The organism is Bradyrhizobium ottawaense (genome assembly GCF_002278135.3).
Lineage (GTDB): Bacteria > Pseudomonadota > Alphaproteobacteria > Rhizobiales > Xanthobacteraceae > Bradyrhizobium > Bradyrhizobium ottawaense.
This window is the reverse complement of sequence record NZ_CP029425.2, coordinates 5,589,071-5,609,633: the sequence shown is the minus strand read 5'-3', so window position 1 is coordinate 5,609,633 and position 20,563 is coordinate 5,589,071. Positions and strand designations below refer to the sequence as shown.

Annotated in this window: 4 protein-coding genes; 3 read left to right on the top strand and 1 reads right to left on the bottom strand. The window is 65.5% G+C overall.

Features of this window, described 5'->3' with window-relative positions; translation table 11 throughout:
• Window positions 1–283: 283 nt before the first annotated feature.
• The 3 genes from CIT37_RS26745 (at window position 284) to CIT37_RS26735 (ending at window position 19,797) form a co-directional block, all read left to right on the top strand.
• Complete coding sequence (locus CIT37_RS26745) at window positions 284–1,033, top strand: hypothetical protein (RefSeq protein ID WP_028142430.1); 750 nt, start codon at window positions 284–286, stop codon at window positions 1,031–1,033.
• Window positions 1,034–1,102: 69 nt separating this feature from the next.
• Complete coding sequence (locus tag CIT37_RS26740) at window positions 1,103–18,097, top strand: leukotoxin LktA family filamentous adhesin (protein ID WP_095426504.1); 16,995 nt, start codon at window positions 1,103–1,105, stop codon at window positions 18,095–18,097.
• Window positions 18,098–18,108: 11 nt separating this feature from the next.
• On the top strand, window positions 18,109–19,797 hold the full coding sequence (locus CIT37_RS26735; protein WP_028142432.1) for a ShlB/FhaC/HecB family hemolysin secretion/activation protein: 1,689 nt from the start codon (window positions 18,109–18,111) through the stop codon (window positions 19,795–19,797).
• A gap of 133 nt (window positions 19,798–19,930) precedes the next feature.
• Here the strand turns inward: CIT37_RS26735 and bluB are convergent, their stop codons facing one another.
• Window positions 19,931–20,563, bottom strand: coding sequence for a 5,6-dimethylbenzimidazole synthase (gene bluB / locus CIT37_RS26730; protein WP_038970544.1), 633 nt, complete (start codon window positions 20,561–20,563; stop codon window positions 19,931–19,933).

Here is a 20,563-nt window from a genome sequence, read left to right as displayed (position 1 = left end):
GCATGGTGGCTTGCCCCGGAGCGGATGCTTAGCGCGAACGGCCGGCATCCACAATTGATGAAAAAATGCGCTTATGAATGCTCATTCGCAGCGTTTGGCAGCCCGATACCGTATTCCTACGCTGCCAAAGAGTCGCTGTTTCGAGCGTTGTCTCCTTCGTGACGCCTTGTAACGCCTTCGCGTTGCAACATTTTCCGTCTCGTTTGCGACGACGGTTCGCGGAAGGCGATTTCGCAGCTGCCGATTTTTGAAGCGTTGTTTCAAGTTGTTTCGAAGGTTCTCGATGCGCAAAATCTATCTCATTCCGGCCGTCGTCGGCCTGCTCACCGTCATTGCTGCCGGACCGCTCGCGGCCCAGGGCGCCGTACCGAAGCAGAAGGCTGCGCCGGCACCCAGAGCGGCTGCGGCCGGCGCTCCCGCTGCAGCCGGCACGCCCGTCGCCGCCGGGGCGAATTCGGCCGAGACACCGGCCGCGGACGACAAGATCAAGGCGATTGACGGTTTCCGCTCCGCCAAGTTCGGCATGAACGAGGCCGATGTGCGCGCGGCGATGACGAAGGATTTCAACGCCAAGCCCGACGCCATCAAGTCACAGGACAACGCGTCCGAGCTGACGCACAGCATTCTGCTGTCCGTTCCGGAGTTGCTGCCGAACGGCGGCACCGCCGAGCTCTCCTACGTGTTCGGCTACAAGTCGAAGTCGCTGATTCAGGTCGGCGCGGTCTGGTCGAAGGCGACTGACGCAGCGATCACGCCGGAGAAGCTGTTCTCCAACGCCAACATCCTGCGCGCCCATTTCATGGGTGAAGGCTTCAAGCCCGACTCCATCGCGGTCAACATGCCCGTCGCCGGCGGCATCGTGATGTTCCGCGGCAGCGACGCCAGGGATCGCTCGGTGATCCTGCTCCTCCAGGGCACGTTCGAGAACAAGGAGAACAACCAGCGTGTGCTGACCCCGACCAGCCTGCTGCTGTTCTACGTGGCCGACGCCAAGAGCCCCGACATCTTCAAGCTGCCGCCCGGCCAGTTCTGATGTCGGGATCGCACGACATTCTCCCACCCGGTTGTGGATCGGCGCCAATGCCGATGACGAGGATCTGACATGCGCGGACCATCTGCGGCGCGAAACGATGACGAGCGGACGACGCTGCGCCGGCTGGCGCGGTTCCGTTCGATGTCGCTGCTCTGCGCGATGCAGATGGTCTTCCTGCCGGTGTTCAGCGTCCGCCTTCAGGCGCAGACGGCGAACGTCATCGTTCCCGACGGCCGCACCGGGACCAGCCTTCAGACCTCCGGCAGCGTCACCAACGTCACGACGTCGACGGTCTCGGGCAACAACGCCTTCAACTCCTTCTCGCAGTTCAGCGTCGGGCAGGGCAATACGGTCAACCTGCAACTGCCGACGGGGACGCGAAATCTCGTCAACATCGTTCGCGACGCGCCGGTCTACGTCAACGGCACGCTGAACTCCTACATGAACGGCTCAATCGGCGGTAACGTCTATTTCGCCGACCCCAAGGGGTTCGTGGTCGGCCGCAGCGGCGTGGTCAATGTCGGCAGCCTCAACGTCTCGACCCCGACACGGGAGTTCACCGACAGCCTGATCGGTCCCGGCGGCGCGATCAACGGCACGGCCGTCGGCAATCTCATGGCGGGCTCGTTCCCGGTCTCGCCGGACGGCAACATCCGAATCTACGGCCGGGTCAATGCCCAGGACGGCGTGCGTCTGACCGGGCAGAACGTCTTCGTTGGCGGCGCGACCCAGCGCGACATCGCCAATCTCGACCACGCCGCCAAGTTCGCGGCATCCGTCAATTCCAAGGGCCTGCGCAGCGCCAGCTCGATCACCGTCAGCAACGGTTCGATCCATATCGGCGCCGTCAACAACGCTCGCGTCAACGGCCGCCTGACCGCGCACAGCAAGACCTCGACGCCGAGCAACATCACGGTGCAGGCCGGCAACAACATCGATATCGGCAAGAACGCCAGGCTGAATATCGCCAGCAAGACCGGCGATGCCGGCGAGATCCGTCTGAAGGCGGCGCAGAATCTGACCGTGACGGGCGGGGCCAGGTTCAACGCCAGCGCGAAGACCGGCAATGCAGGTCTGGTCGATTTCAGCGCGAACGGCGTCATCGACATCGGCCGGGGCATCGAGGTCAATCTCAGCGCGGCCAACGGCAAGGCCGGCACGCTGCTGATCGATCCGACCGACCTGGTCGTCGGCGACGCCTCCCAGGGCGACACCGGCGTGACGCTTTCGAACAGCTCCGTCGCGGCTGCGCTCGCCGGGCTCAGCGCCGGTGCCAATTACCTCATTCAGGCCGATCATTCCATTACGCTCGCCGCACATGCGGTGATCGATGCCCGCCGCCTCGACGGCTCCGGCCATTCGACCGGCAACGCCAACAACGTCATCATCGACGCGCCGAACATCGATATCAAGAATGGTGCGCAGATCCTGGCGCAGTCGGTCAATTTCGGTGGGACCAGCTACGCCGACGGCAACGTCACGCTGACGGCAACGGCGAGCGACATCAAGCTGTCCGGTCAGGCCACAGCCACGACGGCGATCACGGTCGACGGCAAGATTACCGGTGGTACCGTCTCGATCACCGCGACCTCGACCGCCGTGTCGAGTTTCCTGAACGGTTCTGCGGTCGGTGATCTCGCGCTCGTCGGCTCGACGCTCGCCGCCTCGCTGCTCGGGCTCAATGGCGGCTATGTCGCGGCCAGCGCGACCGCGACGATCAACATCAACAGCCATGCCGACATCAACGGCCGCGGCGACGTCACCATTTCCGCACATGCCACCGAGACCGCGTCGGATCCGGCGGTCGCATCCACCTTGCTCGGCAGTCTCACGCCGGTCGCGGCCGGTGTGGTCGTCGGTAAGATCGATGGCAACGTGACCACCAACATCGCCTCGGGCGCGACGATCAACGCCGGCGGCAACCTCGAGATCAAGGCGCTCAACGATGCGACCATCGCCGTCTCTGCCCTCGCGGCATCGACGAGCGCGCAGATCGTCCCGACGGTGGCCTATTCCAAGGGCTCGGTGACGACGACCGCCAACGTCGAGACCGGCGCGCATATTGCTGCCGGCACGGTGAACACGAGCGGCAGCACCCTGAAGGTGCGCGCGATCAACAACAACTCGTTCTCGACCAGCGCAACGTCGGTTGCGGCGCCCGGAACGGGGGCGAGCGGTGCTGTCGGCGGCGCGTTCGCCATCAGCGACATCACGACGTCCGCGACCGCGACGCTCGGCGCATCGCTCGGAACCGATACCGCCAACCGGATGAACGGCTCCGTCCTGGTCGAAGCGACGTCCGACACCACGCTCAATTCCACGATGGCTTCGTCCATCGCCGGCCTGCCGGCACTGATCGCGGCGATCGAACGAGGACTGCGCGCCGTCACCTCGCCGACGTCGATCATCAGGGACCACATGGGATCGCTGGTGCCGTTGAGCTTCGATTTCAAGGTCGCAGGCGCGCTGTCGCTGGCCAACAGCACCCAGAGCGCGACCGCTGCGATCGCGCAGAATCCGAGCGGCGGCGCGCCGAGCATCTATGCCAGCGGCAACGTTGCCGTTGCCAGCAATGTCATTGATCGCGGCGTTCGCAGCAATGCGACGTCCAGCGCGATCACGAAGGACCCGGTGTCCGGCGAGAGCACCGCGATCAGCGCGGCCGTCGCCTGGGGCAATTTCACGCATAATTCGAACGCCTATGTCGGCAATGGCACGCTGATCAACGCGGCGAACATCGCCGTCGATGCCACCACCGAACTGCCGATCACCATTTCCTGGCTGAAGTGGGATGGTTTGGGCGCGGTGCTGAGCCACCTCAACGGCAATCTCGGCGTCGGCGGCAACATCCTGACCAGCTACGCCAATGCCACGGCGGACGCCGGCGACACGATCGGCATCGCCGGCTCGCTGAACCATTTCGTCGTGAACAACAACACCACGGCGTGGGTGGCCGGCAGCGCGAGCCTGACGGCAACCTGCGCGACCGCGGCCTGCGGCAGTGGCACCGGCTGGTCGGTCGGGATGGACAATGGCGACGTCCATACCTACAACGCCAGCCTCCAGATCGCGGCCACCACGACCACGGCGTCGATCGACGCCGCCGGCAATGTCGGCACGCTCGGCTTCCTGTTCGGCAACACCTCGGGCGGCTCCTCGGTCGGCGGAGCGCTCAATCTCGTCCAGTTCAACACCAATACCATCGCCGGCGTTTCGGACCGTGCGACGCTGCGTGCGGCGGACGACATCGCCGTCAACGCGATCACTTCCGACCAGTTCGTCGCCGTCGCACCGTCGTCCGGCAAGGCTGCCGGCACGCTGGCGCTGAACGGCATCACTTCGCTCGGTTTCCTGAACAACACGACGCACGCGTCGATCTCGAGCCAGGCGACCGTCTATGCACCGACCGTCGGCATCCTGGCGCAGCAGGATTTGTCGGTCGTGACGCTGTCCGGCGCGATGAGCTATAACGGGAGCGGCGGTTCGGCGGTCGGCTTGTCGGTCGCCTATCTCGGCGCAAATACCGACACCTCCGCCTATATCGGCGACAACCATTCCGACATCCGGCCCGGCGTGTTCAGCGCCAACGATCCGTTCGCCGGCACCAGCGGCGGAAGCGGGGCGGTCAATGTCGACAATCTGACACTCAGCGCGACCACTTCGGGGCGCATCACCGCTGCTGCCGTCGCGGCAGCCGTCTCCGACCCGGCGTCGTCGAGTTTCTCCGACAAGGCAGGCGCTGCCGGCGCCGCCTCGACCGGAGGCACCGCCGGCGTGACGACGGCGGCGGGCAAGATCGGTTCGACCTCGGGATCGAGCACCAGCGGCTTCAGCCTCGATCTTGCCGGCAGCTCGTCGGTGAGCGACGTCTCGCTGGCTACCAGCGCCTACATCAAGAATACGACAGTCAACAAATACACCACGATCGGTGCGGTGGTGACCAACACGATCGTTCAGGCGCTCAACGACACCATGCTCAACAATGGTTCCGGCTCTGCGGCGCTCAATCTGGCCGGAGGGTCCGCCACGGGGGCCGCGATCGGCGGTGCGATCGCGGCGGCGATGTCGAACAATTCGACGCTCGCCTATATCTACGGCACCACCATGAACAACCAGAGTTCGGTGACGGTGCAGGCGCTCAATGGCGGCTGGGAGACCGTCGTCGCCCTCGGCGTGGCGGGCTCGAAATCCAATGCGGCGTCGCTGTCGGCCTCGGTCGGCATCATCACTGACAGCGCCAACGCCTACATCGAGAGTTCGACGATCACGGGCCAATCCTCCGGCGTCAACCGCGCGCTCGAGGTCGACGCCTACCAGACCACGAACATCGCGATCGGTGGCGGCTCGCTCTATATCTCGGGTGGCCAGGCTGGCGTCGGCATCGGGCTGACCTATGCTTCGATCGCCGATCCCACCGGCGGCAACGCGACCGATGCGCATATCCGCAGCACCTCGATCTCGAACTACGACACCCTGCTGGTGCTGGCCGACAGCGCCAGCGTGATCGCGGCCGGCGCGGCCTCGGGCGGGGCGGGGTCCAACGGGCTTGCCGGCGCGATCGTCGTCAGCGAGATCTCGCCGACCACGACGGCCTACATCAACAGCGGCGCGACGGTGAGCATCAACGTCGGGCGCGTGACGGTGCTGGCGGACAGCGGCGCCGTCTCGGCGCTGGACACCGCGCTCGGCAACCTCGTCAAGAAGTCGAACAACAACCATCTCGCCACCGACACCTGCACGGTCGCTGGCGGCACGGGCGGGCAGAACTGCATCGACTTCAGCGCGGCCGCGCTCAACGACGGCACGGGCAATGGTCCCGGCGCTAGCATCGTCTCCGTTGCGGGTCTCATCCAGGCCGGCAAGAACAATGCGGGCGCCTCGATTGTCTACAACACCATCGCCACCACGCATTCGGCCTACATAGCCAACGTGCTGATGTCGGCCCCAGGCAATGTCCGCGTCAGTGCGGTCGATTCCTCGAAGATCCAGGCGGTTACGATCGGGTTCGGCCTTGCGACCGGCCAGTTTGCCGGCGTCGGCGGCACAACGATCAGCTCGATCGCCAACACCGTTTCGGCCGCCATCGGCAACAACCTGTCGAGCGCGTCGCAATCCTCCGTCACCGGACGCAACATATCCGTCAACGCGACCGACAATTCCAGCATCACCGGCACCGCCGCCATTGCGGGCGCCGCGTCGCAAGGCAGCGCCGCGGGCCTGGCGCTGGTCTACAGCAGCATCGCCAACAATGTCAGTGCCGGCGTCACTGGCTCCAAGCTGACGGCCTCGGGCAGCGTTGCCGTCGGTGCGAACTCGAATGCCAGCATCTCGACGGTCGCCGTCGGTGTCGCGATGTCCTCGCAGGTCGGGCTGGCCGGTTCGGTCGCCACCAATCTGATGGGGACCAATGTCACGGCTAGCATCACCGCCGCCGGTACCAACGGCATCAACGGCGCTGACGTCACCGCCGCCAACAATGTCGGGGTGATCGCCGGCAACAACGACAAGGCGGCCGTGTTCGCCGGTGCCTTGTCGATCAGCAAGGGGGCGGCCGGCGGCGCGGGTTCGCTGGTGACCAACCAGATCACCGGAACCACCGCAGCCTATATCAGTGGTGCCAACACCAAAGTCGATGCGCTCGGAACCAGTTCGTCCGATACGCTGTCGGTCAACAACGGCACGCTCGTCCATGCGTTCGATCTCGGCGCCGCCCATGCGCCGACCGACACCACGCCCGACCTCTCCGAGAACCAGGACACCGTGCGCGGCCTTGCCGTGGTCGCGAGCTCGCACCAGGCCGTCGTGACCAACGTCGCCTCGCTTGCCGCGAGTTCCAGCATCGCGATCATGATCAACCCCATCACCAATGTGATGAGCGGGGCGACGCGAGCCTATATCGACAGCGCGGCCATCGACACGCGCCTGACCTCCTCGACGCTCAAGCCGCAGATCGAGGTAGCCGCGTCGAGCTTCTCCTATTCCGGCGCGTTCGGCGCCGGCATCGCTTACGGCAGCAGTGGCGGCGGTGGCGCGACGATCATCTCGACGACGATGTCGCGCGAGACCTTGGCCTATATCACGAATGCCACTGTCGGCGGCGTGCAGTCGTCGAGCGAGACGGTCGGCGCCGTCACTGTGAAGGCCAATGCGGAGCAGGATGCGTCGTCGATCGCGATCGGTTTCAACACCGGCTCGGTCGGGCTCAACGTCTTCCAGGCGACCACGGAAGCCTATGTTGACGGCGGCGCGCTGACGGCTTCGTCACTGACGGTGAACGCCAACAACAACACCGGCATCTTCTCCGCGAACGGCTCCGGCGCCTATGGCAGCCAGGCCGCGATCGGCGCGGCGTTCCTGGTCCAGGTCTCCTCGAACCGGACGCTGGCCTATGTCGGCGACGAGTTCCGCTATCAGGGCAACGGCGCGGCGCACACGACCGCGCTCAATCTGAGCGGCGCGCTCGACGTCGAGGCCAAGACCAAGAACCGTTTCGAGGCCTATGCGATCGGCGGCGCGCTCTCGACCGGGACGGCGGCTATCGCCGGCATGGCCAACATTGAGGTCGCCAACAACACTACCATCGCCGGCGTCTACGACACTACGCTGCAGGGGGTGACGGGCGGTACGGCCGGTGCGGTGACGATCAACGCCAACGAAGACGTGGCGATCAAGGAGATCGCAGGCGCACTTGCGGTCGGCGCCAGCGGGGGAGGCGTCGGCGTCGGCGCCGCAGCCAACGTCATCGTGTTCAAGAGCCGGACCGTTGCCGAGAGCTGGAACAGCAATCTGAACTCGTCAGGCGCGATCAACGTCAATGCGCTCAGCACTAAGGAGGTGCTGTCCTACGCGGTCACCGCCGGCATCGGCGGCAGCGTCGGCATCGGCGCGACCGTCGGCGTCATCATCATCGGCACCAACACCGCCGATGCCGACACCCAGGGCCAGCAGACCGGTCAGCTCAATCAGGGCGGCAGCGGCACCATCGCGTCGGTCAACAGTGGCACCAGCAACACCCACGGGAGCAACGCCGTCGCCAGCGGCACGGCCGGCAATCCGAACAGTGCCAATGTCAGCTCGACCTACGACGTCAGCAATGTGCTGAGCGGCGGCAACGACGTCGTCGTCGCGCAGATCGCGGGCGGCAACGTCACGGGCACGCAGGTCAACGTCGCCGCCACCAGCGCCAACGCGGCCAAGATGTATCTGCTCGGCGCCGGCTTTGCCAAGAATGTCGGCATCGGTGCGGGCATCGGCTACACCAGCGTCAACAGCACCGTGCTCGCCAATCTGAGTGACTACGGACGCAACGGCTCCGGCGTGCTGGTGGCCGCCGATACGCCTTTGGCGGTCTCGGCGCCGATTGTCACCGTTGCGGCGGTCGTCAAGGACGCGACTACCGGGCCTTATGCCGGCAAGACCGTCGACACCGAGGCCATCGCCGGCGGTGCGGCGCTTTACTTTGGCGCCCAGGCGGCTGTCGCGGTCGGCAATGTCAGCAACTCCGTGGTGGCCATGCTCGGCGGCCAGATCACCGGCACGGGCGGCACCGGCAATGGCGCCGCCGTCATGGCGCAGGATTCGACGACCCAGGTCGTCTTCACCGGTGGCGTCACCGGCGGTGCCGTGGCGGTCGGTGCTTCGGTCGCGACGGCAAGCCGAGCGAGTTCGGTCGCCGCGAGGGTTCTGAACGGCTCCACCGTCAACGTCGCGACTCTGGCAGTTGGCGCAAGCGGTGCCGGCACGCTGACGACGACGGCCACCGCGCTCGGCGGCGGTATCGTCGCGGGCGTCGGTGCGGATGCGGAGGCGCACGAGAACTCGTCCGTGCTGGCGGAGATCGGCAGCAGTGCCTCGATCACGACATCCGCGACCGGCGTCGGCACACTGGTGTCGGCCTCGATCACGCCCAATCTATCGAGCGAGGCGATCGGCGTTTCGGTCGGCGGTGCCGCGGTCGGCGTCGCCATCGCCCAGTCCACGGTCGGCGCCACGGTCACTGCCGATGTTGGCGACAACACGAGCTTCTCGGGTGGTGCGCTTGCGGTGACCGCCATGGCGCTGGTTCCGACCAGCGGCACGACGACGTGGGCCAAGGCGCTCGCGGGCGGCGGCGGCTCGCTGATCGGCGCGCAGGGCAGCTACGCCAAGGCGTCGGAAAACGCGACCGTGAGCGCCTATGGCGGGACGGGGATTACGTTGCCCAACGCCGATGTGAGCATCGCGGCCGAAAACGACAGCGCCCAATACGCCGAGGCGACGGGTCTTTCGACCGGATTCCTGGCGCTCGGCGCCACCGTCGCGCAGACCTCGTCCAGCGCGCATACCTACGCCTATCTGGGTGCGCCTGCCGACATGGATAATCTGAATCACGGCAATTACACCGGTATCCTGCGGATCACGGCCACCGGCACGGATACCAACGTCTCCAACGCGACGGTCGGCGCGGGCGGCACCTATGCCGGCGCGGCCGCGGTCGCAACGACCAGCTCGACCGCCGTGACCAACGCGCGCTTCGACGGCGGCACGGCTGATGACACGCTCTATTTCGGCGGTCTCCGCATCAATGCCAAGCACACCACGAATTACGCGGCGAGCGGCGATGCCTATCAGGCGTCCACGGCCGGCGTATCCGCCGGCAAGGCGCGGAACGACGTCGACTCCACCACCACGGCCGAGATCGGGACGCATCTGATCATCAATTCGGCGGCCGGCGACATGGTCGTGATCGCCAACGATATCGTCAACCAGGGTGGCGGCGGCGCGCGTTCGGGTTCCGGCGGCTCGTTCTCAGGGGCGGCCGCGCTCAGCGAGTCCTTTGTGACGCAGAACGTCACCACCAATATCGGCGCCGGCACGGTGCTGAGCCTCAACGACGATCCCAGGACCTCGACGGCCGTGATCAACATCGAGGCCTACAACACGCTGAACACCAACGACACCGCGAGCCTTGCCACCGCCAGCTTCTTCGCCGGCGGCGGCGCCGAATCCAACATGACGGCGAACGCCACGCTCGCGGTCAACATCAACGCCCACGAGCTGTTCAGCGCCGGCAAGATCTATATTGGCACGGCCGCGAAGATGGCGGCGGCGACCAACGCCAATGCCAGCCTCTATGGCGCGATCGCTGGCGTCGGCGCCAGCACCAACAGCTGGGTTCACGCCAACCAGTCCGTCAATGTCGGCGCCGGCGCGAAGATCATGGCCTGGCGTGACATCACCATGTATGCCGGCCTGTCCGGCGATGGCCTCGTTTTCAGCAGCGTGCAGGCGACGGCGACGACGGTCGTCTACAACAACACCGCCATTCCGATCTCCACGCTGTACCGCGGCACGGCCAATGCCGACGACAGCACGAGCCTGACGCTGGCCCCGACCTCGAGCATCCTCGGCGCGCGGAATATCTATCTGGGCGCAACGCAAGGGCAGGTCACGGCCGCCGGCAACGGCAGCAATTACAATCCGTATCTGGACATCTTCAGCGCCAAGAACAGCGACAATCACAGCCACACCAGCGGAACCGGCGATGTCGCGCTCAACGGCCTGGTGGTGGCGGGCATCAACAACGACGTGACCATCACGATCGAGCTCGGCGCGAGCACGCCGACCCTGAGCACGACCAGCCCTTACTCCGCGCTGACCCTCGAGGCCGTATCCGACGTCAATCACTTCAGCCCGGTGATGAGCTGGAACCACCAGACGGTCCAGTACACTGTGGTCGGCAACTTCAATCCGTACCAGCTGGTGGTCAACCAGCTGGCGTCGCTGACGGGCCTGACAGAGGCGCAAGTACGCTCCCAGCTCGCGGCGGCCACGCCTACGGCGCCCGCGACGATGGCGCCGTCCGGCACCGATCCGACCGGCGACATCCAGCGCCAGATCGACACGCTGATCAAGCAGGCGCCGTTCACCTCCGACGCACCCGGCAACGCCTTCGCGTTCGGCGACATGCTGGTGTCCGCCGGCAACGTCTCGATCCTGGCGCAGAAGCTGACCGGAAACAGCGGCACGAACCCGGCCGCGCCTGCGGTGATTGCGCGCAGCTCGCCCTTGATCAAGATCGAGAACAAGGGCCTCGACTTCATGAGCCTCGGCAACCTCACGGTCACCGACGTGAGCGGAGGCAACATCACCTACCGCCAGATCGACCATGTCGACCCGGATTCGCACTCCAATGTGACCTTCACCGCGATGCCGAGCGCAACACCGGTCATCGACATCTCGGCCACCTATAACCGCCTGGATCCTGACTCCGGTCAAGGCATTGACCAGAACGGCAACGTGCTGACCCGCACGCCCGACATCTATTTCAATGGCGCCGTCAACAACGCGAACGGCCTGCTCAAGATCATCAACAATCTCGGCAGCGTCGTCGCATCGCAGTCGCTCAGTGCCGCGACCGTCCAGATCGTGGTGCCAAAAGGCACCTTCACCTTCCTCGGCGGTATCGGGAGCTTCTACGACAGCGGCAGCGCCGTCACCTCGCAATGGGCCACCACTGAAAACAGGCCGGAAGACACGCTGACCGCGGTGATGACGGCGGCGACCTATCTCGGCGCCTACGGCGACTACTATACCGCTCCGCATATCGCTTCGGGAACCGATCACCCCTATTTCTATTACTGCTGCACCGACGGCAGCCACGGCGTGTATCAACCCGTCGGCAACGCCGACGCCAGCACGATCTTCACCGCGCGCATGCTGATGACGTATTACGACGGCACCTCGCTCTATTCATCGATCTTCCTGCCGGTGGGCAGGGGTACGCCTGGGAACACCAGCACTCCCGATGCCGGCAGCGTGCCTGACATCGCGACCCTCAAGATCATCGAGGGGCAGTCGCAGGACTCGACCAATGTCGTGCTCGCGCAGTGGAAGAAAACGACTTATGACGGCCGCAACGTTTACACCGATAGCGGTCCGTACAAGACGCCGTTCAACTGTGCGTCAGCCTGCGACAGCTCGGGCTTCTTCCAGGTGATCAACATCCAGCCGGATGCGATCACGCCGAAGACCGCCAATTCGCCGGCCACCGCGACAGCCTCCCGGACCATCAGCGGCCAGGCGGTCATCATCTCGGCGTCGGTGATCAACATCAACGGCACCATCCAGGCCGGCTCGAGCAGCAATTACTCGGTCGACATCGGCGCCGCGGCGTACGATGCCATCTATGGCAGCAACGGCCTCAAGAACCGCAACGGCGGCGCGGACTTTGCCGCGGCCCAGGCCAATGCGCGCAACGGCGTCTATTACGATATCTCGGGCTCCGTGACGGCGTCGGCCAGCGGCGACGCCAAGATCGGGGTCAGGTACAACGCTCTCACCGACCAGCTCATCCTGAATGGCGTGGCGCAGGGCGCCGGCGGCTACGTCTACCTCAACGGCAAGATCATCTCGACCTCGACCGACAGCACACAGACCCAGGGTAACATCGAGATCAAAGGCGGCGCCGGCACGGTCACCGTCAACAACACCAGCGGGCTCCAGCTCGTCACCAACACCATCAATACCAGCGTCACTGCCCAGAGCGTGGTCGAGATCGTCGACCAGCTCAAGGGGAAGACGACGTGGTGGGTCTACGATCCCAAGGCTGCAAGCAGCCAGCAGGTGTCGCGGTACGAGACCAACAGTGTCACTGCGGCCGCGATCGACCCGTCGATGCTTGCAGCGAGGACCGGTACGGCGGGTATCCAGTACGCGACGAAGGAGAACATGCTCTATCAATGGGTCGACACCGCGACGCTGGATCGTCTACCCACCAGCACGCAGTTCGACTACGGCTGGAGCTTCACGCCCAATCAGACCACCGGCGAGAGCTGGACCCGCTCGACCAGCCTGGTTTCAGGCACGCAGAGCACCAACTACCAGAAGGTCACGACCGCCACCGGCAGCTATCACTGGGCGGGGGGCACGAACCCGGACGGGAGCCCCGTTGGACTCAACACCCACTCCAACGCGTGCTGCGGCGCAGATGCCCAGTACAACTGGTACCAGGCGATCTATGATCATTTGACGCTCTCGCTGACCAACACGGTCAAGGCGTCGAACCCGATCAACATCAAGTTCACCGGTGGCAGTAGCAGCGACGTCGTGGTCAATTCGACCTCAGGCATCGTCATCAACGGGTCGATCAACAACCAGCAGGGAACGACGACGCTGGCCGCCACCGGCGCCAACTCGTCCATCACGGTCGGCGCCAATGCCAACAACCCGGTGATCTCGGGTACGAGCGTGACGCTTCGGGGTGACGGCGGCATCGGCACGCTCGGCGCCAACAGGACGCCCGTCCAGGTGCAGATCTATGGTGGCAGCCTGACCGCCAGCTCGATCGACCGCGACATCGCGATTTCGGCCATCGGCTCGCTGTCGATCAACCAGGTGAAGGTGAATTCGGCAGGCGCCACGCCGCAGGGCAACGTGTTCCTGTCGGCGACCGGCGACATCAACTCGGCCTCCGCCTACAACCCCGCCAATCCCGTCGTGATCGGCAAGAACATCGAGATCAACTCCGCCTCCGGTGCCATCGGCGCGACGAGCGCGGTGGTCAACGGCGCGTCCACCCTGACCAACATCAATCCGCTGGTGATCCAGGCGACGGGGACGGTTCAGGCGGGCGGCAGCGTGGATGGCGGCGTGCTCGACAGCGCCTCGGCCACCGGCACCTACATCATTCAGTCCAAGGGCGACCTCCGCCTAGGCACGATCCAGTCGACCGGTGGCCCGGTGTTCCTGGAGGCCGCCGGCTCCGACGGCAACCAGGCCAACATCCTGAACGGCCGGGCAGCGGTCGGCCTGACCCAGGCACAGAGCCAGCATCTTCAGGACGTCCAGGCCAGCCTCGACCTTGTCAGTGGCAACGCCGCCACCAACGCCGTCAACAGCTATCAGTCGATGGTGACGTCGGCCTACAACGACTATTTCCAGCTCAAGAACATCGCCTTTACGAACGGCAGCACCTACAACCCGACCTCGGTGGGGCAGACGGTGCTGCGGGCGCAGGTGGCCGCCAAGCTCGGCATCGACCCTGCCGACGTCACCGCGACGCAGATGAAGACCGAGGCCACGACGCGGTTCCTGAGGGATCAGTTCCTGCTCGGCAAGATCACCACCGACGAGCTCAAGACCTCGCTGACGACATTGCTCGGTGCCGCTCCCGCGGATCCGCTGGGGACCGTGTTCGGCAGCTCGCTGTCGGCAACCCTGTTCACCAAGCTGTTCGACGGCGTGGCGACCACCAGCCAGCGGATGCCGAGCAACACGGCGTTGCAAACGGCGCTTGGCGCTTACAATGCAAACTACAGCTACACGCTCGCATCGACCGAGCGGGTCTACAGCATCATCACCGCGGGCTCGCAGTGGACCCAGAGCCAGCTCGCCTACACGGTGTCGTCGTCGGCCGTCGGTGCGGCACCGCCGCCGATCGACGAGAACGTCATCGCCAATGTCAGCGCCAACCAGATCATGCTCTACGCGCCGCGCGGCTCGGTCGGCAATTCGGCGGCGCCCCAGACCTTCACCTTCACAAGCGTCGATTCCTCGTCGCTGACGCCGGAGCAGAGGGGTTTGCTGGCCACCGCCGGCCCCGGCCAGCTCACCGTCGGCGCGGTCACGGATCCGACGACCCATGTCACAACCTATACGGTCAGCCTGTCGCAGCAGAACCTCGTCGTCGTCGACAACCCGATCGCGATCTCGGCCAAGGCGCTGACCAACGTCTATCTCGGCAGCAAAAACAGCCTCGCGCTCGGCGGCGTCACCGCCAATTACGGCCCGGTCACGGCCGCGCAGACCAACGGCATCGAGGTGACCGGCCGCGGCGACGTCAAGCTCGACGCCGTGACCAGCATCTCCGCCAATGTGGGCGGGGCCGTGATCTCGGGCGATATCGCCAACCTGACCCTGATCGCCGAGCACGGCAATGTCGGCGCGCCGGGCGCTGCCGGAAGCAATCCCGCGACCAACGCCAACGCGCTTCAGATCGCTTTTGCCGATCCGGGCAACGACCAGCTCGACCAGGTCTCGTCGGCGCAGGGCATCTATGTGAAGCAGACCACCGGCGATCTCATCCTCGGCAACATCGCCGCCGGCAATGCGATCCACCTCGCCGCGACCGGCAGCATCTACGCCGAGGCCGGCTTCACGGACCGCTCCGCGATCCACATCCTTGGCACCGACCTCGACCTGCGCGCCGGCGGCAGCATCGGCTTCAACGGCGGGGCCTTCCAGCCGCTGCAGGTGAACATCTCCGGCGCGGTGACCGGCTCGGCGGTCGGCGACGTCAGCATCCTCGCGGTCACCGGCGATCTCGCGGTCGGCACCAGCGGCCCCTATGGGGCGCTGACGGCCGGCGGCGCGTTGACGCTGAACGTGGCGCGCGGCGCGCTCACCATCAATACTGGCATCACCAGCGACGGCCTGATGCAGCTGCTCGCCAATCGCGGCATGACCTTCGCGGCCGGCACCAGTGCGGCGCCGGTGGTTGCGACCAGCAGCACGGGCGGCGTGACGCTGGTTGCCGCGACGCTATCGATGGGCGCCTATTCGGCCATCAACGCGCCCGGGTTGATCTCGGTGACCACCACGGGCGATGCGACGATCGGCCAGCTGAACTCCTCGCTGTCCTACGCTGCCGCCTCGAACGCCCCGTCGATCATCGTCACCGCCGGCGGCGTCGCCTCGCTCGGTGCGATCATCGACAATGGCGACGGCCAGACCAAGTTCATCGCCTCCGGCGCGGGCGCCGAGCTCTCGCTGAGCGCATCGAACGGCATCGGCAGTGCGACCGGGCGGTTTACCTTAAGTGCCGCGCGGCTGTCTGCGAGCGCGAGCGCCGGCGATATCTACGTCAAGGTTCTCGCTGACACCGAGGTGAGCCTGCTGTCCGCGGTGAAGGGCAGTGTGGACATCATCGGCACCGGCGGACTGAGGCTCGACCAGGTGCTGGCGGGCACGGCGACCGGCGCGAGCGGATCTTTCCGCGCCGTCGCGAACAATGGCAGCATCCTCATCGGCACAGCCGACAGCAGCGGTTCGCAGATGGTCCACGCGACCCAGAATGTGACGTTCAAGTCGCTCGCGGCCACCGGCAATAGCGGCGACGTCGGCAACATCAACGTCACCGCCGACACCGGCTTCATCCTGGCGCAGACGGTGACGTCGGGCGGTGTGACCACGTACGGCTCGGTCTCGGCCCATGGCTCGGCGAGCCTCGTTGCGGCCACGACCATCAGCGGCAACACGCTCGCGGCTTCAACAGGCTCGGGCCTGCTGACTGCCGCCGGCCCGATCAACTGGAACGTCCTCAACGTCGGCACGACACTGGGTGCGACGGCGAGCCAGGGTGGCATCACCTTCCAGACCGCGCAGAGCGGCGGCACGCTGACCATTCGCGCCCGCGACAACGTCACCTTCAACGCGCTGACGGCGACCGGCATCAACGGCGATGCCGGCAGCATCAACGTCACCGCCGACACTGGCTTCATCCTGGCGCAGACGGTGACCTCGGGCGGTGCGACCACGATGGGCTCGGTTTCGGCCCATGGCTCCGCGAGCCTCGTTGCGGCCACGACCATCAGCGGCAACACGCTCGCGGCTTCGACGGGCTCGGGCCTGCTGACTGCCGCCGGCCCGATCAACTGGAACGTCCTCAATGTCGGGACGACGCTGGTCGCGACCGCGGGGCAGGGCAGCATCACCTTCCAGACCGCGCAGAGCGGCGGCACGCAGACCATCCACGCCCATGACAACGTCACCTTCAATGCGTTGACGGCGACGGGCATCAATGGCGATGCCGGCAGCGTCAACGTCAACGCGGACAACGGTTTCATCCTCGCGCAGACCGTGATTTCAGGCGGCGCGCCGACGCTCGGCTCGGTCTCGGCCCACGGCTCGGCGAGACTGATCGCGGCGGGTGCGAACACCGGGCATAACCTCACGGCCACCGCCGGCAATGCAGTCCTCAGCGGCACGGTCGTTCATTGGGATAATCTCAACGTTGGCGGCACGCTCGACGTCACCGCGACGACCGGAGGGATCACCGTCGGCACCGCCATCAGCGGCGGCACGCAGACCCTGCATGCCGTGAACGACGTCGTCTTCAGCCAGCTCACCACGACGGGGATCCCGGGCGATGCCGGCGATCTCAACATCAAGTCCGACACGGGCTCGCTCCGCGGCGGATCGATCTCCGCCCACGGCGACACGCATTTCGATGTGGTCGGACCGGTCTCGCTCGACCGGATCAGCGGCGACGTCGTCAAGATGACCTCGTCGGGTGATTTGACGATCAACTGGGTCAGCGTCGTGCGGGAGCTCGACCTCGCGGCCGATACGATCAACGTCAAGGGCGAGCAGATCCGTTCGAACCCGGCGGTCCCGCTGATCCTGAACGTCACCGGCTACAACGGCGGCGTTGCGAAGTCCGCCAACATCTCGATCGACCCCGACCACATCATCGTCAACCAGTTCAGGGTGGTGGACGCGACCTTCTGGACCGATGCGCCGGCCGTCTCGATCCTGAACGGCTACGTGCCGGGCCAACTCATGCTCACCACGGCGACCCAGCAGATACTCCTGAACAATCGTACGCCGGCGCCGTCCAATTGGCCGTCGCTGCAGCTGTATCAGCCGGGCGGCGTGTTCACGATGAGCCAGCTCGGCAACGCCAATGTCGGCAATGCCTATGTGGTGTTCTACACCGGCGACGTCTCGGCGACCGTCACCAATTACGGCCCGACCCACAGCTGCTGCAATGTCTTCACCGGTGCCAGCATGGCGCGCAACATCTCGGTCGACGGCGAGGGCAAAGAGAGCATCGAGACCTGGCTCGCGAAGAAGGATGGGGGGACCTTCTACCTGCTCGGTCTCTCCGGCCAGGCGCGGCTCGACGCGCTGCTGACGCCACGGCCGGTCGAGGCCGTCGGCTCCGGCCCCGCCGTTAACGTCGAAGGGCTCAGCGACATGCGCAAGCTGCGCCAGAAGGGGCAGCGTGCGGGACGTCCGGGCTGGAAGGATGCGGCGGTTGAAACGGAAAAGCCGGCCGTTGGCCGTCTCGCACAGGCATGGTAATTGGATTCGGGATGCGGATTCTGGGGGCGTCGTTGGCGATCGGGCTTGCAGCTTGCTGCATCGCCTCTGCGCGCGCCCAGTCGATCAATCCCGGCGTGATCCAGAACGACGTCGACCGGCAGCGGCGGCAGCTCGAGCAGCAGAGCGCGCCGCCCAAGCTCACCGGGCCGGCGGTGATCGGCGGCGAGCGGGAAAAGTCCCAGCTCCTGAAGCCAGGCGGGCCGAAATTTCGCCTGCGCAAGGTCACGTTCGACGAGTCCAAGTTCATCACGCCGGCGGAGCTGGATGAGATCGCGAAGAGATATGTCGGCAAGGACGTCGACATCGCCTCGCTGTTGCAGCTCGTTGCCGACATCAATGCGGTCTATGCCGCGCGCGGCATCGTCACGGGCATCGCGACCCTGCCCGAGCAGGATGCCAAGGGCGGCGTCGTCCGCGTCAAGCTGACCGAGGGACGGCTGCAGAAGACGACCGTCGAGGGCAACAAGCAGACTCGCACCGATTACATCCTCGATCGCGTGAAGGAGCCCGAAGGCGAGGTCCTCGACGTTCCAAAGCTCAACCGCGACGTGATCTGGTTCAACCGGACCAACGACGTGCAGATCAAGGCGCTGCTGCAGCCCGGCACGAGCTTCGGCCTCACCGACCTCCAGTTCGCGGTGATCGAGCCGCCGGTCGACACCTTGCAGCTCTTCACCGACAATCAGGGTTCCGAAAATACCGGGCGTTGGGAGGGCGGCGCCTTCTACAAGCGCCACGGATTGTTCGGCGTCGACGACCGCCTGACCTTCTACGGCGTCCGCTCCGACGGCAATCTCAACGGCAATGTCGCCTACAGCATCCCGGTCAATCCCTGGGGCGGCCGCGCCGGCGTCAGCTATACCGAAGGCAAGATCAAGATCGTCCAGGGGCCGTTCGTCGCGCTCGACGTCACCGGTCGCTCGAGCCAGGCCGCTGTCAATTTCAGCCAGCCGGTCTGGGTGACGCAGGACTGGCTGGTGCTGCTCAACGCGGCCTTGACCGAGGGCAAGACTGTCAGCCGCTTTGCCACGGTCGCCGTCACCGACGACCACTACGACAAGACCACGGCTGGAATCTCGGTGACCAAGTCCGGCAACACCTATTCGATCACGGTCTCGCCGGCAGTGAACTACGTCGCGTGGCATGACTATGTGCTCGGCAACAACCGCGCGTTCAACACCTATACCGGCTCGCTGATCGCGACGAGCGCCGCAGGGCCCCAGAACTTCAGCGCCAATGTGCTGGCGAGCTGGCAGTACACGCAGGAGAAGCTGCTGCCGGGCGATCAGATCTTCTCGATCGGCGGCCCCACCACCGTACGCGGTTATCCCTCCAATGCGGCCTCCGGCGACAGCGGCTATTATCTCAACGCCGAGCTGCACTACAACTGGTCGCAATGGCTCAGGGGTTTCGACACCTACATCTTCACCGACTGGGGTGCGGTGTATTCGACCTTCCCCGGCGTCACCGAAATGGCCTCGGTCGGCGTCGGTTTCTCCTGGACCTATGCGCAGTTCATGACCTTCGAGGCAAATTACGCGACGCCACTGAAGATGGCGGTCTCGACCCAGAACCATTACGAGGCCTATGGCCGCGTCATCTTCCGCCCGCTGCTGATGTTCCAGAAGCCGGAGCCACCTGCGCCTGTGGCGGCGGTGGCCGGCAGGAGCAGGTCGTAGCGGAAGGTTGTGCCGCTCTCTCCGCCGTCATTGCGAAGAGCCCTCGCGATCCTGGATTGCTTCGCTTCGCTCGCAATGACAGAGGATGGATCGACTGCTGGTATCTGACTGGCGAGCTTGAGGCGCGATCCGCTTAACGCCGCAACGTAAACTCGTCCGCGCTGCGCCGGTGCTCCCATTTCGCCTGCTCCAGCTCGGGCTGGTCGCATTCGGCTTCCGGATAGCCGATGCAGAGATAGGCGATGAACTTCCAGGTATCGGGCACGTCGAGGACGACGTGGATGCGATCCGGGTTGAGGATCGAGACCCAGCCGATGCCGATGCTCTCGGCGCGCGCGGCGAGCCACATCGCGGTGATGGCGGCGACCACGGAATACTCGGTCGTCTCCGGCATGGTCGCACGGCCGAGGCCGTGGCCGATGTCGCTGGCCTTGTCGGCGAACACGGCGAGGTGACCGGGGGCCTGCTCAAGGCCCGACAGTTTCAGCGTGGCGTAGCGGGCCGCGCGTTCGCCGGAATAGCAATTCAGTGCGTCGGCGTTGCACGCCGTGAAATCATCGATGATGGCGCGACGTCGTGCAGCATCATCGACGGTGACGAAGCGCCAGGGCTGGCTGAGGCCGACCGAGGGCGACAGGCAGGCGGTCTCGATCAGGCGATCGATGGCGCCGGCCGGCAGCGGGTCAGCTCGAAAGCGGCGGACATCGCGGCGCCACACGAACAGCTCGCGCAAGTGCTGACGGAAGGTGTCGTCGAACTCGACCAT